The organism is Paenarthrobacter sp. TYUT067 (genome assembly GCF_023656375.1).
Taxonomy (GTDB): domain Bacteria; phylum Actinomycetota; class Actinomycetes; order Actinomycetales; family Micrococcaceae; genus Arthrobacter.
The window spans coordinates 1-17172 of the sequence record NZ_JAMOIT010000020.1; the positions used below are offsets into that span (position 1 = coordinate 1).

17 protein-coding genes and 1 tRNA gene are annotated in these 17172 nt (G+C 60.4%); 13 read left to right on the forward strand and 5 right to left on the reverse strand.

Annotation, left to right across the window (positions count from 1 at the left end; all coding sequences use genetic code 11):
* The first annotated feature begins 526 nt into the window (after positions 1–526).
* The 8 genes from MOD31_RS17095 (at position 527) to MOD31_RS17130 (ending at position 7705) form a co-directional block, all read left to right on the forward strand.
* Positions 527–946, forward strand: a complete 420-nt coding sequence (locus MOD31_RS17095) for a DUF3052 domain-containing protein (RefSeq protein WP_024817136.1) — start codon at positions 527–529, stop codon at positions 944–946.
* Entirely contained in the window at positions 943–1440 is a 498-nt protein-coding gene (locus tag MOD31_RS17100) for a peroxiredoxin (RefSeq protein WP_250821191.1), read from the forward strand. Before MOD31_RS17095 ends, MOD31_RS17100 begins: the two co-directional genes overlap by 4 nt.
* A gap of 29 nt (positions 1441–1469) precedes the next feature.
* A complete protein-coding gene (locus tag MOD31_RS17105; RefSeq protein ID WP_250821192.1) occupies positions 1470–2399 on the forward strand; it encodes an NAD-dependent protein deacetylase in 930 nt (309 codons plus the stop codon).
* A gap of 66 nt (positions 2400–2465) precedes the next feature.
* Positions 2466–2541: transfer RNA gene (locus tag MOD31_RS17110), tRNA-Val, on the forward strand.
* 124 nt (positions 2542–2665) lie between these two features.
* Positions 2666–2956 carry a hypothetical protein gene (locus MOD31_RS17115; protein WP_142938960.1) on the forward strand — a complete coding sequence of 97 codons (291 nt, stop codon included), beginning with the start codon at positions 2666–2668 and terminating at the stop codon, positions 2954–2956.
* Positions 2957–3177: 221 nt separating this feature from the next.
* Complete coding sequence (locus MOD31_RS17120) at positions 3178–3972, forward strand: IclR family transcriptional regulator (protein ID WP_142938961.1); 795 nt, start codon at positions 3178–3180, stop codon at positions 3970–3972.
* Between the two features lie 141 nt (positions 3973–4113).
* On the forward strand, positions 4114–5472 hold the full coding sequence (locus MOD31_RS17125) for an MFS transporter (protein WP_142938962.1): 1359 nt from the start codon (positions 4114–4116) through the stop codon (positions 5470–5472).
* Between the two features lie 175 nt (positions 5473–5647).
* Positions 5648–7705 (forward strand): acyltransferase family protein, encoded by a 2058-nt coding sequence (locus MOD31_RS17130; RefSeq protein ID WP_250821193.1) that lies wholly within the window; start codon positions 5648–5650, stop codon positions 7703–7705.
* An 8-nt stretch (positions 7706–7713) separates the two neighbouring features.
* Here MOD31_RS17130 and MOD31_RS17135 read toward each other — a convergent pair whose 3' ends face one another.
* On the reverse strand, positions 7714–8781 hold the full coding sequence (locus tag MOD31_RS17135) for a D-2-hydroxyacid dehydrogenase (protein ID WP_250821194.1): 1068 nt from the start codon (positions 8779–8781) through the stop codon (positions 7714–7716).
* A gap of 68 nt (positions 8782–8849) precedes the next feature.
* Between MOD31_RS17135 and MOD31_RS17140 the strand changes: the two genes are divergently transcribed.
* From MOD31_RS17140 to MOD31_RS17150, 3 genes are read left to right on the forward strand one after another with little or no spacing between them, the layout of a single operon-like run.
* Positions 8850–9761 carry an NAD(P)-dependent oxidoreductase gene (locus tag MOD31_RS17140; RefSeq protein WP_250821195.1) on the forward strand — a complete coding sequence of 304 codons (912 nt, stop codon included), beginning with the start codon at positions 8850–8852 and terminating at the stop codon, positions 9759–9761.
* A gap of 36 nt (positions 9762–9797) precedes the next feature.
* Positions 9798–10568, forward strand: a complete 771-nt coding sequence (locus MOD31_RS17145) for an SDR family oxidoreductase (protein ID WP_250821227.1) — start codon at positions 9798–9800, stop codon at positions 10566–10568.
* On the forward strand, positions 10568–11617 hold the full coding sequence (locus MOD31_RS17150) for an L-idonate 5-dehydrogenase (protein WP_250821196.1): 1050 nt from the start codon (positions 10568–10570) through the stop codon (positions 11615–11617). The genes MOD31_RS17145 and MOD31_RS17150 overlap by 1 nt, the downstream gene beginning before the upstream one ends.
* Before the next feature lie 3 nt (positions 11618–11620).
* On the opposite strand, the gene MOD31_RS17155 is transcribed toward MOD31_RS17150, so the two are convergent.
* Positions 11621–12349, reverse strand: a complete 729-nt coding sequence (locus MOD31_RS17155) for a FadR/GntR family transcriptional regulator (protein ID WP_142938967.1) — start codon at positions 12347–12349, stop codon at positions 11621–11623.
* A 233-nt stretch (positions 12350–12582) separates the two neighbouring features.
* Between MOD31_RS17155 and gndA the strand changes: the two genes are divergently transcribed.
* Together gndA and MOD31_RS17165 are read left to right on the forward strand one after the other, a co-directional pair.
* Entirely contained in the window at positions 12583–14019 is a 1437-nt protein-coding gene (gene gndA / locus MOD31_RS17160; RefSeq protein WP_250821197.1) for an NADP-dependent phosphogluconate dehydrogenase, read from the forward strand.
* Positions 14020–14124: 105 nt separating this feature from the next.
* The gene (locus tag MOD31_RS17165; protein WP_250821198.1) at positions 14125–14964 is read left to right on the forward strand and encodes an oxidoreductase; all 840 of its coding nucleotides are present in this window, start codon (positions 14125–14127) and stop codon (positions 14962–14964) included.
* Here MOD31_RS17165 and epsC read toward each other — a convergent pair.
* From epsC to msrA, 3 genes are all read right to left on the reverse strand, one after another.
* Positions 14961–15545 carry a serine O-acetyltransferase EpsC gene (gene epsC / locus MOD31_RS17170; protein ID WP_062069163.1) on the reverse strand — a complete coding sequence of 195 codons (585 nt, stop codon included), beginning with the start codon at positions 15543–15545 and terminating at the stop codon, positions 14961–14963. The genes MOD31_RS17165 and epsC overlap by 4 nt on opposite strands.
* A 41-nt stretch (positions 15546–15586) precedes the next feature.
* Positions 15587–16522, reverse strand: a complete 936-nt coding sequence (cysK, locus tag MOD31_RS17175; protein ID WP_250821199.1) for a cysteine synthase A — start codon at positions 16520–16522, stop codon at positions 15587–15589.
* 66 nt (positions 16523–16588) lie between these two features.
* Positions 16589–17113, reverse strand: a complete 525-nt coding sequence (gene msrA, locus MOD31_RS17180; RefSeq protein ID WP_142938971.1) for a peptide-methionine (S)-S-oxide reductase MsrA — start codon at positions 17111–17113, stop codon at positions 16589–16591.
* Positions 17114–17172 lie beyond the last annotated feature (59 nt).

Consider the following 17172-nt stretch of genomic DNA (forward strand, 5'->3'; position numbering starts at 1 on the left):
GCTCCGCGATCAACGCATCAAGGGACTCAATCCACTCCGCGGTCTCTTCCGGATCACGATCAGGCAGCTGGGCAGTCAACCCGCTGAGGATGTGTGAGGTCTCTTCTCCTGCAGCCACGTCCAACCTTCCTTTAGGCGCATGCATCGGCGCCTCAAGTGCGGCAGGGTATCTGCCCGTCGTGAACGCGTCGTGTGCGACATCTCTGTTTCAACAGCCCGGTCGGATGCGCCGGGCAGGTCTTGTGAGCGCGTGGCTGCCTTTGGGAACTTCCCGGGGCGATCGCCCTGCAGCCGTAGCGCTCATGGCCACTCTAGCTTTCGCGGCGTCGCGATGCGTAGCCGCGGGACCTGAGGAGCGTTGTATGTCACAGTCCGGGCCCCTCCGTGACGCAAAGCACGCGATCTTCGAGGACCCAAAACACCGTGTGGAATGCGGAATATGGCCGCTGGCTGGGACAATGGCTTGAAGCACACGCCCAAAGGGTGTTGGCTGTTAGTAATGGAAGTCACTGCAAAAGGAGGAAACGTGAGCGAGGCCGACGCCGCCACATCGGTAAATGTGGCGGAAAGAATGGGTTTCAAAGATGGGGATCTGATTCAGGAACGCGGCTACGACGACGACGTCGATTTCGACTTGCGTGAGGACATCGAAGATGTCACAGGCTCCGAGTTGTTGGATGAAGATGATCATGACGTCGTGGATGCTGTTGTTTTCTGGTGGCGTGACGGCGATGGTGACCTTGTTGATGCCCTCATGGACTCTCTCACCAACCTGAAGGAAGGCGGAGTTGTTTGGGTGCTGACGCCAAAGTCAGGCCGTGACAACTACGTATCTCCGGCAGATATCCAGGATGCCGCACCCACCTCCGGGTTGCACCTAACTACATCGGCAGGGGTTTCTAAGGACTGGAGCGCCACGCGTTTGGTGCCCAAGAAGAACAAGTGACCGAAGTCCAGCAGGCACCTGCCTCCGTGCTCGCTCCCCAAGTAGGGCAGCTCGCACCGGATTTTGAACTGCTGAACCAGTACGGTGAGCCTGTGCGCTTGACCGACTTCCAAGGCCGCAACGTTGTTGTCGTGTTCTTTCCTTTTGCCTTCTCCGGGATTTGCACAGGGGAACTTTGTGAGATTCGCGACAACATCGCTGCCTTCAAGGATTCGAACGCCACGGTATTGGCCATTTCCGTTGACAGTAAGTTCGCCCAGCGGGCTTACGCTGAGCGCGAGCAGTTCGGCTTTGATCTCTTGGCAGACTTTTGGCCACACGGGGCGGTAGCAAGAAACTACGGTGTCTTCGACGAAGCGAGTGGCATGGCGTTGAGGGGGACTTTTATCATCGACGCTTCGGGAATCGTCCAATATGTGGTTATCAACCCACGCGGCCAGGCAAGGGATTTCGCCGAGTACCGTCGGGCGTTGTCGGCGTTGGCAGGGCAGTAGTCGTGAGCCCTCACAGCCCCGGGGTGGGTATGACTGGATTTGCCAGCATGGCCCCTGCACCGGCCGCGCAACTGAGCCCCAAGGAACTGGAAGAACTGAGGGCTGCCTTGGATCTCCTAGGGGGGAAGCGCTTGGCTGTTCTCACGGGGGCCGGGTTGAGTACCGATTCCGGAATTCCTGACTACCGAGGACCGGGTTCTACGCCTCGGAACCCCATGACCTACCAGGAGTTCATAGGGAGTGAGCCGAATCGTCGCCGTTATTGGGCGCGGAACCACCTCGGGTGGTCCCATCTCAGGCACGCCGATCCTAACGCCGGGCATGTGGCCGTCGCCCTTCTGGAGCGGCGAGGTTTGCTGACAGGTCTTATCACCCAAAACGTTGACAGGTTGCACGAGGACGCCGGAAGCCTCAACGTGGTGGATCTGCACGGGCGCTTTGACCAGGTCATTTGTCTGGATAACGGGCACACCTTCAGCAGGCGCTTGATCGCAGCAATCCTTGAAGAAATCAATCCCGGTTTCCTGGAAGCCGCGTTGGAATCCGGAGTGGTGGAAATGGCTCCGGATGCCGATGCCACGGTGGAGGATTCTGAGCTCATCACCTCGTTCGTTATGGCTGTGTGCCCCATCTGCGGCGGGACGTTGAAGCCGGACTTTGTGTACTTCGGAGAGAACGTCCCCAAGGACCGTGTGGCCCGCGCTTACGGGATGGTGGATGATGCGGAGGCACTCCTTGTGGCGGGGTCGTCGCTGACGGTTCAGAGTGGACTACGGTTCGTGCGGCACGCAGCTAAAGCGGAAAAGCCAGTGGTCATCATCAACCGCGGAACTACCCGTGGGGATGACTTTGCACAGCTGAAACTGGAGCTGGGTGTCAGCGGCGCTTTGGACTACCTGGCACGCTCTTTGCCGGATCTTCCCCGGGCTCATGAGCCGATTGGTGTTTCCGGCGGTTGATCATGTAGAGTCATTGTTCGTTGGTTGAAGCGCGGAGGAAGTTGCGAAGCGCGGAAACAGTACATTGGGTCTTTAGCTCAGCTGGTAGAGCGCCACGTTTACACCGTGGATGTCATCGGTTCGATCCCGGTAGGACCCACCAAGGAAAACCCCGCTGTTCAAGTCATAAGGCTTGGACGGCGGGGTTTTTTGTGCCTCCGAATCCCGGCTCGGATCGATAGCTTCCGCAAACCTTTAATGTCAGAGCCGCCCCTTAGGTTCTTTGCATGGAGCAGGTATACATCCCCACAGTTGAGCAAGGTGCCCCGGCAGTAATAGTGCGGGGAGGTAGGGAGTGGCCCATGGTTGTGGAACCTGTCCGCTGGTTTGAGCGGGTTGCCTGGTGGGAGGATTCCCGGCGGATGCCGCGGGGGCAGGGGCGGGTAGATGTTGAAGTCTGGCAGGTTCAGATTCGCTTGGGAGACAACCCGGAGTCTGGCATCGTCACCTGGGAATTGGTGCGGGACGGTTCCGGTGGCAGCTGGTCCGTACGGGGTGAGGAACTCGCTGCTGCGTAGAACTGGTCGGGGAAGTGGATGAGCTCTCCACCACGACTATTGGGGGATGCCGCGGTGGAGAGCTCGAAGATGAATATACAGAGAACTTTTGGGTTTGAAAAGTATGGCCCATGCCCAAGGGTTAGGGCGGTCGGGTTCCAGCCCTTCTCGCGGTCCTCATTCCACTATGATGAGTAATGTTCAGCAGAATGGACACCGAATTGCGATGTTGAAGGAGAATCATGGCCGATTCCCGCTCCTCCCGTTCCGAAGGGCTGGGCGCCTCATCGCCGGCGCCCGCCGTCACTCGTGCCGCTGCGGTGCTGGAGGCGCTTGCGGAGTCGCCTGCAGGCCGCTTGACGCTCAGCGACCTCTCGCGTGAACTCGGCATCCCCAAGTCTTCTACCTCCAATTTGCTGTTGGCGCTCGAAGAGGCCCGCCTCATCACCAGGCAGGGCGCGGATTTTGCCTTGGGTAGAAAGCTCGTTGAACTCGGTGCTGCTTATCTCAGTCGACTCGACGAGGTCCAGGAGTTCTATAAATACTGTGAGCAGGCCCCTACGCTCTCCGGGGAGACCGTAAGGATCGCGATGCTCGACGGTGATCACGTCATCTACCTGGCCCGGTACGAGGGTCACCCGGCCGTTAGGTTAACGTCCAATATCGGCGACAAGATGCCCGTCTCGCTGTGCAGCGTAGGTAAGGCGCTCATTGCGCAGCTGCACGATCACGATATCGACTCCATGTTCCCTGATGGCATGGCGCTCCCCACCATGACTGCCAACTCCCTCAAGACTGCTGAGGAGCTCAAGGCGCAGATTTCCGCTATCCGTAAGCAGGGGTACGCGTTCGAAGACGAAGAGTCCACCGTGGGGGTGGTGTGCCTGGCCGTTCCTGTCCCCACTCATGGAGCCCATGGCCCCAGCCTCGGTCTGTCCGTGACAGCACTGAAGGCTACGTATTCGGACGAGCAAGGCGCGCTCATGGTCAAGGAACTCAAGGAGTTGGCACGGTCATTGGGCAACCCCATGGGCTAGTCTGACCGGCCGAATTAATAAATCTGATTACAACCTTGGCAGCGCGTTCAACAAGCTGTACGCTGTTCATCATAGTGATCTTGGCGGTGATGCCATCACTATCTCACTGGGCCAACGGGGGCCCGGGGTGATTTTGAGGGAGTGCTTGTGATAACTCGTGCAAATGAAAAGCTCGCAGCCGAGGCTGACGACGCCGTAGTTGAGCCGGAACAGCTCCGCAGGGCTACATTGGCCAGCTCTGTGGGATCGGCGCTGGAGTACTACGACTTCTACATTTATGGCTTGGCGTCGGCGCTGATCTTTGGTCCACTGTTCTTTTCGCCGCTGGGCCCCGATGGCGCACTGATTGCTTCCTTCGCAACCTACGGCGTTGGCTTCGCCGCACGGCCGTTTGGTGGTTTGATCTTCGGCTACATCGGGGACAGGTTTGGCAGGAAGATGGTGCTGATCCTGACCATCGCGTTGATGGGGACGGCGAGCTTTGCCATCGGCCTGCTCCCTACGTTCGAGCAGGCCGGAATGCTCGGCGCTGTTCTGCTGGTGACGCTGCGAATCGTTCAGGGACTGGGAGCCGGGGCGGAGCAGGCCGGCGCAACAACTTTGATCTCGGAAGTGGCTCCGCGTCGCCGTCGTGGGTTCTTCGCTTCGCTGCCGTTCGTCGGCATCCAGTTAGGCACGCTCCTCGGTGCCGGAACTTTTGCTCTTATTGCGATGGCGGATAAGTCCGTCCTGCAGGGCTGGTTGTGGCGAGTGCCCTTCCTTGCCAGCTTCATTCTGATCGCAGTAGCCATCTTCATCCGCCTCAAGCTCAAGGAAACCCCGGCCTTCCAGGAGCTGGAGAAGCACAAGAACGTGGTCAAGAATCCGATTGGCGCGCTCTGGAAGCACTCAAAGAAGAATGTCCTGCTGGGCATTGGTCTTCGCATGGGAGAGAACGGCAACTCATCGATCTACTCCGCACTGCTGGTGTCATTCATGAGCATGCCGGCAGGTGTTTTTGCAGGCAACAACTCGATTGGTCCTATTGGGTTGTTGATTGCGGCCGGGTTCGCCGCCGTTCTGGTGGTCACGTTCGGCGCGCTATCCGATAGGTTTGGTCGAGTGCCTGTCTACCGCTATGGAGCTCTCTTCCAGGCGATCATCGCGGTTCCCGCCTTCTATCTGGTCACTCTCGGAAACGTCACTCTGGTCTGGGTAGTCATGGCGGTGGGCATTGCAATCGGTGTCCAGTCGATGCTCGGCCCACAGTGCCCTCTGCTCCCCGAACTCTTCGGATCGCAATACCGTTTCACCGGCGTGGCCATGAGCCGCGAAATTTCAGCGGTTCTGGCTGGTGGCTTGGCGCCGCTGCTTGGCGCGCTCATGTTGGCTGCTACAAACCACTCATGGCTGGTCCTGGCCATCTACTCGCTGGTCCTGGCTCTTATCTCCTTCGTGACCACGTTCTTCACGCCTGAAACTGCAGGCAGGGACCTCGTCAGCACGGAAGACGCTAAGTAGTTCCCCAACGAACAACCGGGCGCAGAGTACCTGAAAACCAACAGAAACAGCGCGGCACCTTCCTTGTGGAGGGTGCCGCGCTGCTTTGTCTTGGACACAAAAACGCGTCCGAGGAGTGTGATGGCAAAACCCCGGTGGCAGTGCAGAATTGGTGCAGCGAATGAGGAGCGTGTCCATGACGGCTACCAAGGGCCTCACATCACCGGAAAGTCCTGGTCAGGTCCGGGCGGGCGGACGGGGTACAAAGTTTAGGCCTGAGATTCAGGGCCTTCGATCTTTGGCCGTGCTCATGGTCGTCACCTACCACATCTGGTTTGGCCGGGTTTCCGGTGGGGTGGATGTCTTCCTGCTGATTTCGGCGTTCCTCATGACCCTGCAATTCGTGAGCCGTTTCGAGGATGCCCGGCCGGTATCACTGGTGCGGCACTGGTTGCACCTGTTCTGGCGACTGCTGCCCGCCGTCGTGGTGGTGCTGCTTGGCACGTTGGCGGCCACGTATGTGGTCATTCCCCGCACGCGATGGATTGAGATAGTCAACCAAGGCTGGGCGTCCCTCTTCTACGTTCAAAATTGGCTGCTTCAGCGCCAGGTGGTCAACTACTACGCAGCAGACCACAGCGTGGCAAGCCCTTTTCAGCACTTCTGGTCCCTGTCCATTCAGGGGCAAGTGTTCATCCTGTGGCCTGCCATTTTTGTTGCTACGGCTTGGGCGTGCCGCCGGTTCAGCTTGCGGTATCGGGCCGTGCTGCTAGGAGTGTTCGGACTGATTTTTGTAGTTTCGCTGGCCTATTCGGTCTATTTCACGGCCGCCCATCAGGAACTTGCATATTTCGATACGTTTGCCCGGCTGTGGGAGTTTGCGTTGGGAACCCTGGTGGCGCTGTTGCTTCCCTATCTTCGGCCCGGCCGCGGGCTGAGGGGCGTGCTGGGGTGGGTGGGCATAGCCGCCATGCTGAGCTGTGGTGCTGTCCTGCAGGTCCAGACCGCGTTTCCGGGTTTCGTGGCGCTGTGGCCGACCTTCGCGGCCGTGGCTGTCATCGTCGCGGGGCAATCTGGAAGCCGCTTCGGAGTTGACAGGATCCTGTCGTCCAAGCTGCTGGTGGGGCTGGGCTCCACCTCATATGCCCTTTACCTGTGGCATTGGCCGCTGTTGGTGATCACCTTGGTGTGGATCGGCCAAGACCACGCAGATGCGATCACCGGCACCTTGATTGTGGGTGCGTCCTTGGTGTTGGCGTTTCTCACCACCAGGTTTGTGGAGCAGCCCCTGCGTGCATGGAGGTGGCCGGAAGCAAGGAAACGTCGTCTGGCTGTGGCTGTGCTGGTTTGCCTGGCAGTGGCTGCAGCCCCGATGGCGCAGTTTGGATTCCAGCAACAGGCGGAGAAGAACCTTATTGCCAAGCAAAGTGATGATGACAACCCCGGAGCGCGGGCCCTGCTACCTGGCTACGTTGACCGGGTTGGCGACGGCGTACGGACACTGCCCACCCCTGAGCAGCTTCCGGAAGATTGGGGAAAGCTCGATGGCCCGTGTACCGGTGAACTCCGCCCCACGGATCCGGTGCTTTTTGCAGAGTGCCAGCAGAACGACGTCGGCGCTGACGCGGAGAAGACCGTCTTTGTGGTGGGTCAGTCCCATTCGCTGCAATGGCTCGGAGCGATCGGTCCGCTGGCCAAGGAGAACCGCTGGCGTGTCCAGGCAGTCACCTTCGGTGCCTGCCCTTTCATGACTGAAACCGATGAGGTAGGGGACGAATGCAATGCGTTCAACAGGAACGTCAGGGAACACATCCGTATCCATCGGCCCGATGCTGTCTTCCTGGTAGGAACAGCGGCAGTTCCCGACTCACCTGACGAGGACCTCACGTGGGGGCTCGACGAGTTGGTGGGTGAAATTACTGATCAGGGCGTGGAAGTCATCGCCATGCGGGACAACCCGCGTTTCTCCTTTAGCCCCAGTGAATGTGCCATGGCCTCCGGAGTGGATGATCCGCGGTGCCGACCTGCCCTGTCTTCGGTGCTCGCCGAGACCAATCCTTTGGATCAGTTGGAAGGGACTTTCACGGGATTGTCCATCCTGGACATGACGGACCTGATCTGTGACGGCACGGCCTGTCCAGGCATTGTGGGCAACGTTTATGTATACCTCGACGACAACCACCTCTCGAGCACTTATGTCAGGACCATGACCGACACGTTGTCCGAGAGGTGGTTTGACGCCACGGGTTGGTAGTTGCCGGCTTAGTAGAAGTGGACCGGATCAACCAGATGGGGGAGTTCGCCGCCGTCCAGGAAGGTGCGCAGGTTGCTGCAGAAGCGTTCGGCGATGAGCCGGTTCTCGGCAGCACTCAATGCAGAAGTGTGCGGGGACACCAGGACCTTGGGGTGGTTCCATAAGGGGCTGTCCTGGGGGAGCGGTTCCACCGCGAAAACGTCCAGGCAGGCGTATGAAAGCTGGCCGTTGTTCAGCGCCTCCAGCAAGGCGTCTTCATCCACCACGGTTCCGCGGCCCACGTTCACAAACACGGTGCCCGGTTTCATGGCGGAGAAAATGTCACTGTTGAAAAGATTCTCCGTGTACGGCGTGCCGGGAAGTGTATTGATCACGGCATCGGCATCAGCCACCAGGCGGGGAAGACCATCATTGTTGGTGACCTCCTCGATTCCCTCGATGGATTCCACAGTGCGCTTGGTTCCGCTGACTTTCATGCCCAGCGCCCGCACGATTCGGGCAGTTTCCATGCCAATTTCACCGAGGCCGGCGATAACCACTTTCGAGCCGTTGGCCAGTTTGGTGGGTGTTCTCAGCTCTGGCCAAACCTTGGCGGCTTGATCCCGCGCCATTTCGGCGCTGCGCTTGAAGCCGTTGAGGATGCCGAAGGCTGAAAACTCTGCCAGCGGCAGCGCGTGGACACCTGCGGACGTGGTCACGCGGAACTTCTGCAGGGTTTCGGTGTCGAGCCCTGAAGCCTTGACCGCGCCACCGGCTCCTGCCGCCATGGCGTGAATCCACTGCAAGTGCGGGTTGCTCGCAGCGATGCGCGCTAATCCGGCTGGACTTTCATTGGGGAAGCCGTACAGGACCTGTGCCCGGTTGAGCATGTCCCAGTAACGTTCCTCCTGCTCGGGTGTGCGCGTGAATTCCGGATCGCCGGCGTGATCGGCCGGGAAGCGTTCCGGCGGCAGGAGCTCGGGTTCGTAGAGAACTGTTATGGAAGGATCTACGGCGCGGATCAGCTCTACATGCTCGGCTTCGAGGGGTACAGCGATGGCGATGGTAAGTTCATCAGTCGTCATAGTGTTCATCATACTGAATGACGGCTAGGATATTGAACAGAATTTCTATAGATGACCACAAAGAAGTGAGGTTACCCACCATGACAAGCAAACGCGTAGGCTTCGTAGGCTTAGGTCTCATGGGAGCCCCCATGGCATCAAAAATCGCCATTGCCGGTTGGGACGTCACTGCCTGGAATCGCTCCGGGGCCGCCTTTGAAGGCCTCTCCGGCGTGCGGCGCGCAGCAGCCGTGGCGGAGCTGCGGGACGAAGACACCATCATCTTTATGCTCCCCGATCTGCCCTTCATCGAGGAAGCCGCCGCGGACCTTCTCGAATCATGGCGGAACAAGGCACCCCGGCCGGGTACCGCCGTCGTCGTCATGAGCAGCGTTTCCCCCACCGCGGTCCAACTATTTGGCGAAACTGTTCATGAGGCATCCGGCGGCAATGCCGTGGTGGTGGATGCGCCGGTCAGCGGCGGTACCGCCGGGGCGCACAGCGGAAGCCTTGCCATCATGGTGGGCGGCACCCAAAGCCAGTTCGAAGCGCTCAAGCCGCTTCTGGAAACCATGGGGACCACGGTCCGGCGCATGGGGCCGCTGGGTTCGGGGTCGCTCGCCAAAGCCTGCAACCAACTCATCGTAGGGACAACGACGGCGGCCCTCGCCGAAGCGGCTGAACTCGCGGAACGCTCCGGCATGGACGTGCAGGCACTCTTTGAGGTCCTTTCCGGAGGGCTGGCCGGAAGCCGGGTGCTGGAGAACGTTGGCCCACGCCTTGCCGCCAAGGACTATGCGCCCACCGGGCCGGCAAAGTTCATGCACAAGGACCTCGGCTTCGTGCTCACCAGCGCACAAGCCGTTGGTTCCGCGGTCCCCGTGGCATCGGCAGCAATCGACCTTTACGCCGAACTCAAACGCCAAGGACTCGGTGATCAAGACCTCGCCGTTGTCCGTCAGGCCATCGCAAACCTCAGCCTTTCACCAGCCGCGACGTCGAACAGCAACTGAACCGGCGCAACACCAGAAGGAATGAAGAACAAAACTATGAATGGACTTTTTGATCTGACCGGGCGGGTTGCCTTGGTCACTGGTTCAAGCCGCGGTATCGGCAATGCCCTGGCCAGGGGCCTTGCCGATGCCGGCGCGACGGTGGTGCTCAATGGCATCAGCACTGAACGCCTGGAGAAAGCCCACCAGGCCATGGCCGCTGACTATCCGGATGAAAGGGTCCATAGCCGGGCTTTCGATGTCACCGATGCAACGGACGCTGCTGAGGGTGTGGCTTGGATTGAACAGAACGTGGGGCCTTTGGACATCCTGGTTAACAACGCTGGAATTCAGCACCGTGTCCCCATGCTGGAGCTCGACGTCAAGGACTGGGACCGCGTCATTACCACGGACCTCACCAGCGCCTTCCTGGTAGGCCGGGAAGCGGCACGGCATATGATCCCCCGGGGTCACGGCAAGATCATCAACATCTGCTCGGTTCAAACGGACCTGGCGCGCCCCACCATCGCCCCCTATGTGGCTGCCAAGGGCGGTCTCCGTAACCTCACCCGCGCCATGACGGCAGAATGGGCCGCCTCCGGTTTGCAGATCAACGGAATCGCGCCGGGGTACATCCACACGGAAATGACCCAAAACCTGGTGGACGATGCTGACTTCAATTCCTGGATCCTTGGCCGGACCCCGGCCAATCGCTGGGGCACTACGGCAGACCTTGCCGGGCCCACCGTATGGCTCGCCTCCCAGGCCTCGAACTTCGTGAACGGCCAGACGATCTTCGTCGACGGTGGAATGACGGTGGTGGTCTGATGAGCATTATTCTCCCGGCCTCAGGCCCCGCCGTGGTTGCCCATGGCAAGGGCGACCTTAGGATTGAAGACATCCCCTTGGCAATACCGGCTACGGATGAAGCGATCGTGGAGATTGCCTACGGCGGGATCTGTGGATCGGACCTTCACTACTGGCTGCACGGAGCAGCAGGGGAGTCGATCCTCAAAGAGCCCATGGTCCTTGGACACGAAATCGTGGGCGTAGTGGTCCAGCAGGCAGCCGACGGTACCGGCCCCGCCGAGGGAACCCCCGTGGCCGTCCACCCGGCAACCCCGGCACCCGGCGACGTCAGATACCCCCAGGAACGGCCCAACCTCTCCCCGGGCTGCACCTACCTTGGCAGTGCTGCCCGGTACCCCCACACAGACGGCGCGTTCAGCCGCTACGCAAACCTTCCCTCAAGGATGCTGCGCCCGCTTCCGGAGAACCTGAATCTCCGTACTGCCGCCCTGGTTGAGCCCGCCAGTGTCGCTTGGCACGCCGTAGGCCGCGCGGGAGACGTCAGGGGAAAGACAGCCCTGGTGATTGGCAGCGGTCCGATCGGTGCACTCGCCGTTGCCGTCCTGAAGCGTGCCGGCGCGGCCCGGATTGTCGCCGTCGACATGCATGACAAGCCTCTGGAAATCGCCGTTGCCGTTGGCGCCGATGAGATCCTCAAGGGCGACGATGCCGCGGCTATTGCGGCGGTGGACGCAGACGTGGTGATTGAATCCTCTGGAAGCCATTTTGGCCTTGCCTCGGCCATCAAGGGCGCTACCCGCGGCGGCAAGGTGGTGATGGTGGGACTCCTGCCGTCCGGACCCCAGCCCGTGTTCATCTCCCTCGCCATCACCCGCGAGCTGGAACTCCTTGGCTCGTTCCGCTTCAACGACGAGATCGATGAGGTCATTGCTGCCCTGGCCGATGGTTCGCTGTTCGTCGACCCCGTGGTGACGCACGAGTTCGGCCTTGCCCAGGGCCTGGAGGCTTTTGAGGTGGCGAAGAACTCCGCTGAATCCGGAAAAGTGCTGCTGAACTTTCAGGGATAAAGACTAGTTCCTGGCGACGGGGACGAACACGCGGGGCTGGTCATTCCAACTGGGTGCCAGCTCCGCAATGGTCTGCTTCATGATTTTTGCAGCGGCTTCGCGCGCGACGGACCCGTCGCCCGCATCAATCGCGTGGGCGACGTCCATGTGCCACTGAAGCGCTTGCTTTTGGGGATGTTCCGGCATAAGTCCGTGCACAGTTCTACCTGTGAGGGTCTCCGTGACCTGGCCAATCAGGTTGGCGAACATTTCGTTGCCGGAGCCGGAGAGGACCAACGCGTGGAACCTGATGTCGAGGTCAAGGAACCGGGCCATGTCACCGGCATCGCCGGCTTCCTTCATGGCAAGGGAGATGCCCACCAGCTCCTTCCGAAGACTTTCCGGGGCGTTCCCGGCGGCCAGTTCCGCTGCTACAGGTTCGACGGCGGAACGCAGCTCAGCGAGCGACCTCAACTGGGCGCCGCGCCCTTCGCCGGCCAGCCGCCAACGAATCACCAGAGGATCGAAAGGGTTCCAACGATGTGCCGGCAAGACCCTGATGCCTACTCGCTTGATGGTCTCCACAAGTCCCAGCGACTGCAGCACACGGACGGCTTCACGGACCACTGAACGCGAAACTTTGAGTTCGTCTTCCAAGTGCTCGGCCAGCATGACATGGCCCGTGGGCAGGGCGCCGCCGACGATTTTGGTGCCCAAGTGCTCTACGGCGCGGTGGTGGAGGCTGGTTGACATAGAGGTAAGCATAGTGGCGCGGCGACCTCAGGTGCGCAGAGGAATCCGGGGCGGCATCATAGACTGTTTATGACGCGGCACCGTTCCAAAACGTGGGCGCCGCTTTCCCGCACTTGGCTTAAATACGTATGGTTTATTACAGCCCCTGGTTTTGAAATCGCTTCCCGCGTGCCCCATTGGGTATCGGGCGACTGTTTGTACACGAACTTGTACAAGAACGAAATGGAGTTTTGATGTCAGCACACATCGGTGTCACCGGCCTTGCGGTGATGGGCGCCAACCTGGCCCGCAACCTTGCCCGCAACGGCTTCACCGTGGCTCTCCACAACCGCTCCGTGGAAAAGACTGACGCCCTGCTGGAAAAGCACGGCACGGACGGCGACTTCATCCGCACGGAAACACTGCAGGATCTCGTCGACTCCCTTGAAAAGCCCCGCCGCGTCCTCATCATGGTCAAGGCAGGCGCTCCCGTTGACAACGTGATCGAGCAGCTCGAGCCGTTGCTTGAAGCCGGGGACATCATCATCGATGCCGGTAACTCGCACTACGAGGACACCCGCCGCCGCGAAGCTGCCCTGGCCAAGAAGGATCTGCACTTTGTCGGCGTCGGTGTCTCCGGTGGCGAAGAAGGCGCCCTGAACGGCCCGTCCATCATGCCCGGCGGCTCCAAGGAGTCCTACGACGCCCTCGGACCCCTGCTGGAGAAAATCTCCGCCAAGGTGGACGGCGAACCGTGCTGTGCATGGATCGGCACCGACGGCGCCGGCCACTTCGTCAAGATGGTCCACAATGGCATCGAGTACGCCGACATGCAGGTTATTGGTGAAGCATTCGACCTCCTCCGCTCCGGTGCAGGCATTGAGCCCGCCGAGCAGTCCAAGATCTTCGCTGAGTGGAACAAGGGCGATCTGTCCTCCTTCCTGATCGAAATCTCCGCAGAGGTCCTGGGCCACGTTGATGCCAAGACCGGCAAGCCGTTTGTTGACGTCGTGGTGGATGCCGCAGGTCAGAAGGGCACCGGACGCTGGACGGTCATCTCCGCTCTGGAACTGGGTTCCCCGGTCTCCGGCATCGCTGAGTCCGTTTTCGCCCGCGCACTGTCCTCCCAGACAGAGCAGCGCAAGCTCGGCCAGGAACTGCTCGCCGGTGAAGAAGCTTCCGTGGAAATCCCCGAAACCTTCGTCGAGGACGTCCGCCAGGCTCTCTACGCCTCCAAGCTGGTCTCCTACGCCCAGGGCCTGGACATGCTGACCTCCGCCGCCAAGGAGTACGGCTGGGACCTCAAGCTGGACGAGATCGCTTCCCTGTGGCGCGCCGGCTGCATCATCCGCGCAGAACTGCTCAAGGACATCACCAAGGCCTACGCTGCCGATGAGAAGCCCGCCAACCTGCTGTTTGCGCCGGCCTTCACCAAGGCCATCGCTGAAGCGCTTCCGGCTTGGCGCCGGGTTGTAGCCACGGCTGTCCAGCTGGGCATCCCCGTTCCGGTGTTCTCGTCCTCCCTGGCGTACTACGACGGCCTGCGCCGCAAGCGCGTTGCCGCCGCCCTGATCCAGGGCCAGCGCGACCTCTTCGGTGCACACACCTACGGTCGTGTGGACACCGAGGGTACGTTCCACACCCTCTGGGGCGAAGACAAGTCCGAGATCTCGGCCGTCGACACCCACTAGCAACACCCTTCCCGCAAGGCCGGTTCCTCCCAGATACTCTGGGATGGACCGGCCTTTGCCGTAGTGAATTGTTTTCCGTTCCTTACCGAACTCAAGGAGACCACCATGGCAGCCCGGACTGCGCTGGTTACCGGAGCCTCCACCGGAATCGGTTTTGACACGGCCCTTGCACTCCAAGCTGCCGGATTCACTGTCTACGCAGGCGCACGTCGTGTGGACAAGATGGAGCCGTTGAAGCAACACGGCATTACTGTTCTGTCTTTGGATGTCACGTCGGAGGAATCGATGGCGTCCGCGGTGGCGCTGATCGAAGCTGCCCATGGACCAATTGACGTGCTGGTCAACAACGCGGGTTACGGTTCCTATGGCTCACTGGAGGAAGTTCCTCTGGCTGAGGGCAGGCGGCAATTTGAGGTCAATGTCATGGGTCTGGCGAGGATGAGCCAACTCGTCATTCCCGGGATGCGCAGGGCCGGATCAGGCCGGATCATCAACATCACCTCAATAGGCGGCAAAATATATGAGCCGTTGGGCGCCTGGTACCACGGCACCAAGTTTGCGGTGGAGGGCATGAGCGATTCGTTGCGGCTTGAGTTGAAGCCACACGGAATCGACGTGGTCATTATTGAACCATCGGGAACAGCCAGTGAGTGGGGCGGCATTGCGGGGGAGGGCCTGCTCATGGCCTCGGGCAGCGGGCCCTACAGGCAACAAGCGCACGTTGTGGCTGCCGCGTTGGCATCCACGTCCGGAACCGGCCATGTGTTGTCTACGCCGGCGGGGGTTGTGGCCAGAACCATTACTCGCGCCGCCACGGCAAAACGCCCAAGAACCCGTTACCCGGTGGGCAGGGGCGCTTGGGGCGTCCTGGCGTTGCGGCGAATTCTTCCGGACCGGGCCTTCGATGCCGTCTTCTGGAATCTTTACCGAAGGCTGGCTGGCTAGATCCGGTATTCGATGTAGTACTCCGCCGGATCCACGGCCGGTTTGGTTTCGGACCGGGCATCACGATGCCGCCACGTGGCGGGGATGCCTGTGATGATGGACTCCGGTGGTGCGTCCTTCACCACCACGGCGTTGGCGCCGATAGCGCTGCCGGCACCGATGGTAATGGGACCCAGGACCTTTGCACCGGCTCCAATGGTGACGCGGTCGCCGATGGTTGGGTGACGCTTGACCTTGGCCAACGATCGTCCGCCGAGCGTTACTCCGTGATAAATCATCACGTCCTCGCCGATCTCGGCTGTTTCACCAATCACCACTCCCATGCCGTGATCAATGAAGAACCGCCGGCCAATGGTCGCGCCGGGATGGATTTCGATGCCGGTGAGGAAGCGAGCCAACTGGGATATCAGGCGCGCAGGAAAACGGAGCGCCGGATTCTGCCAGAGCCGATGAGTTATCCGATGCGCCCAAATGGCGTGCAGTCCGGAGTAGGCGAAAAAGTTCTCAAAAGAGCCTCGAGCCGCCGGGTCGTGGGACCGGGCGGCATCGAGGTCTTCCTTAAGCCTTGCGAAGAAGCTCACAAAGACCTTTCTACAGGAAATGAAGGCGTGCCGGCGTGGTGTTAGCCGCGGATGTCGTCGAACAGCACCGTGGAGATGTAACGCTCCCCGAAGTCGCAGACCACGGCCACGATCAACTTGCCGGAATTCTCAGGGCGCTTGGCCAACTCGAGGGCACCCCACACAATGGCGCCGGAGGAAATGCCGCCGAGGATGCCTTCACGTGCGCCGAGTTCACGGGCTACGCGGACCGAGTCTTCCAGGGTGGCGTCAAGGACTTCGTCGTAGACGTTGGTGTCCAGGATTTCCGGAACAAAGTTGGCGCCGATGCCCTGGATCTTGTGCGGGCCAGGGGCTCCACCGTTGAGGATCGCCGAATCTTTGGGCTCGATGGCCACAATCTGCACACCGGGCTTGCGTTCCTTGAGGACCTGGCCAACACCGGTGATGGTGCCACCGGTGCCTACGCCGGCCACAAAGATGTCTACTTCGCCGTCGGTGTCTTCCCAGACTTCCTCGGCAGTGGTGGCGCGGTGGATAGCTGGGTTGGCCTCGTTGGCAAACTGCTGGGCCCAGATGGAGTTCTCCGTGTTGGCAACGATTTCCTGTGCCTTCTCGACGGCACCTCGCATGCCTTCGGATCCGGGCGTCAGGACGATTTCGGCACCGTAGGCGCGCAACATGACGCGGCGCTCGGTGGACATGGTCTCAGGCATGGTCAGGATGACCTTGTATCCGCGTGCTGCGCCCACCAGCGCAAGTGCGATGCCGGTGTTCCCCGATGTACCTTCGACGATGGTTCCGCCCGGCTTCAGGGCGCCGGACTTCTCGGCAGCATCAATAATGGCCACGCCGATGCGGTCCTTGACGCTGTTGGCCGGGTTGTAGAACTCGAGCTTGACGGCAACCGTGGCGTCGAGGCCTTCGGTGAGCCGGTTCAAACGAACCAGCGGGGTGCGGCCGACCAGCTGCGTGACGTCGTCGTAGATCCTTGCCATGAAAATTACGCCTATCTCTGAAGAGGGATTGCTGAGGTCAGCCTAACCAGCGGGATCGAAACCTCGCTAAGCAGTAAGCCATGCAGAGTAATATTTCCGGGCCTTTGCCAACTTCGGGTTGATGATCACCTGGCAATAGCCCTGATAAGGGAACTTTGCATAGTAATTCTGGTGCACTTCCTCGGCCTCGTGAAACTCGGGAAGTCGGCTGACCTCGGTCACAATCGGATCGGACCACAGGGACTGGGCACGCTCGATGGCTTCCTCGAAGAGGACCTTTTCTTCCGTGGTTGTGTAGAACATTGATGAACGGTACTGGGTGCCGACGTCATACCCCTGGCGATTCAAGGTGGTGGGGTCGTGGAGGGCAAAGAACATGTCCAGGATGACTTCTTCGGGAACTACGGTTTCATCGAAGGTCACCGCAACGACTTCTGCGTGGCCGGTGGTCCCGGAGCATACCTCGTAGTAATCAGGATTGCGGACGTGGCCCCCGGTGTAGCCGGATACCACAGAGCTGACGCCGCGGGTCTTCTGGTAAACGGCATCAAGGCACCAGAAGCAGCCGCCGCCAAGTACGAAAGTTTTCATGTTCTCTTCAATGGATCGGAGGGCCTGATGATTCCCGCTTCACCTTACGGGAGAATTAC

What these genes read in the sequence shown, in the direction of transcription:
- MOD31_RS17105 (WP_250821192.1), top strand. Translation starts at nt 1,470, where the DNA reads ATGACTGGATTTGCCAGCATGGCCCCTGCACCGGCCGCGCAACTGAGC.
- MOD31_RS17115 (WP_142938960.1), top strand. Translation starts at nt 2,666, where the DNA reads ATGGAGCAGGTATACATCCCCACAGTTGAGCAAGGTGCCCCGGCAGTA.
- MOD31_RS17120 (WP_142938961.1), top strand. Translation starts at nt 3,178, where the DNA reads ATGGCCGATTCCCGCTCCTCCCGTTCCGAAGGGCTGGGCGCCTCATCG.
- MOD31_RS17130 (WP_250821193.1), top strand. Translation starts at nt 5,648, where the DNA reads ATGACGGCTACCAAGGGCCTCACATCACCGGAAAGTCCTGGTCAGGTC.
- MOD31_RS17135 (WP_250821194.1), bottom strand. Translation starts at nt 8,781, where the DNA reads ATGATGAACACTATGACGACTGATGAACTTACCATCGCCATCGCTGTA.
- MOD31_RS17140 (WP_250821195.1), top strand. Translation starts at nt 8,850, where the DNA reads ATGACAAGCAAACGCGTAGGCTTCGTAGGCTTAGGTCTCATGGGAGCC.
- MOD31_RS17145 (WP_250821227.1), top strand. Translation starts at nt 9,798, where the DNA reads ATGAATGGACTTTTTGATCTGACCGGGCGGGTTGCCTTGGTCACTGGT.
- MOD31_RS17150 (WP_250821196.1), top strand. Translation starts at nt 10,568, where the DNA reads ATGAGCATTATTCTCCCGGCCTCAGGCCCCGCCGTGGTTGCCCATGGC.
- MOD31_RS17155 (WP_142938967.1), bottom strand. Translation starts at nt 12,349, where the DNA reads ATGTCAACCAGCCTCCACCACCGCGCCGTAGAGCACTTGGGCACCAAA.
- gndA (WP_250821197.1), top strand. Translation starts at nt 12,583, where the DNA reads ATGTCAGCACACATCGGTGTCACCGGCCTTGCGGTGATGGGCGCCAAC.
- MOD31_RS17165 (WP_250821198.1), top strand. Translation starts at nt 14,125, where the DNA reads ATGGCAGCCCGGACTGCGCTGGTTACCGGAGCCTCCACCGGAATCGGT.
- cysK (WP_250821199.1), bottom strand. Translation starts at nt 16,522, where the DNA reads ATGGCAAGGATCTACGACGACGTCACGCAGCTGGTCGGCCGCACCCCG.
- msrA (WP_142938971.1), bottom strand. Translation starts at nt 17,113, where the DNA reads ATGAAAACTTTCGTACTTGGCGGCGGCTGCTTCTGGTGCCTTGATGCC.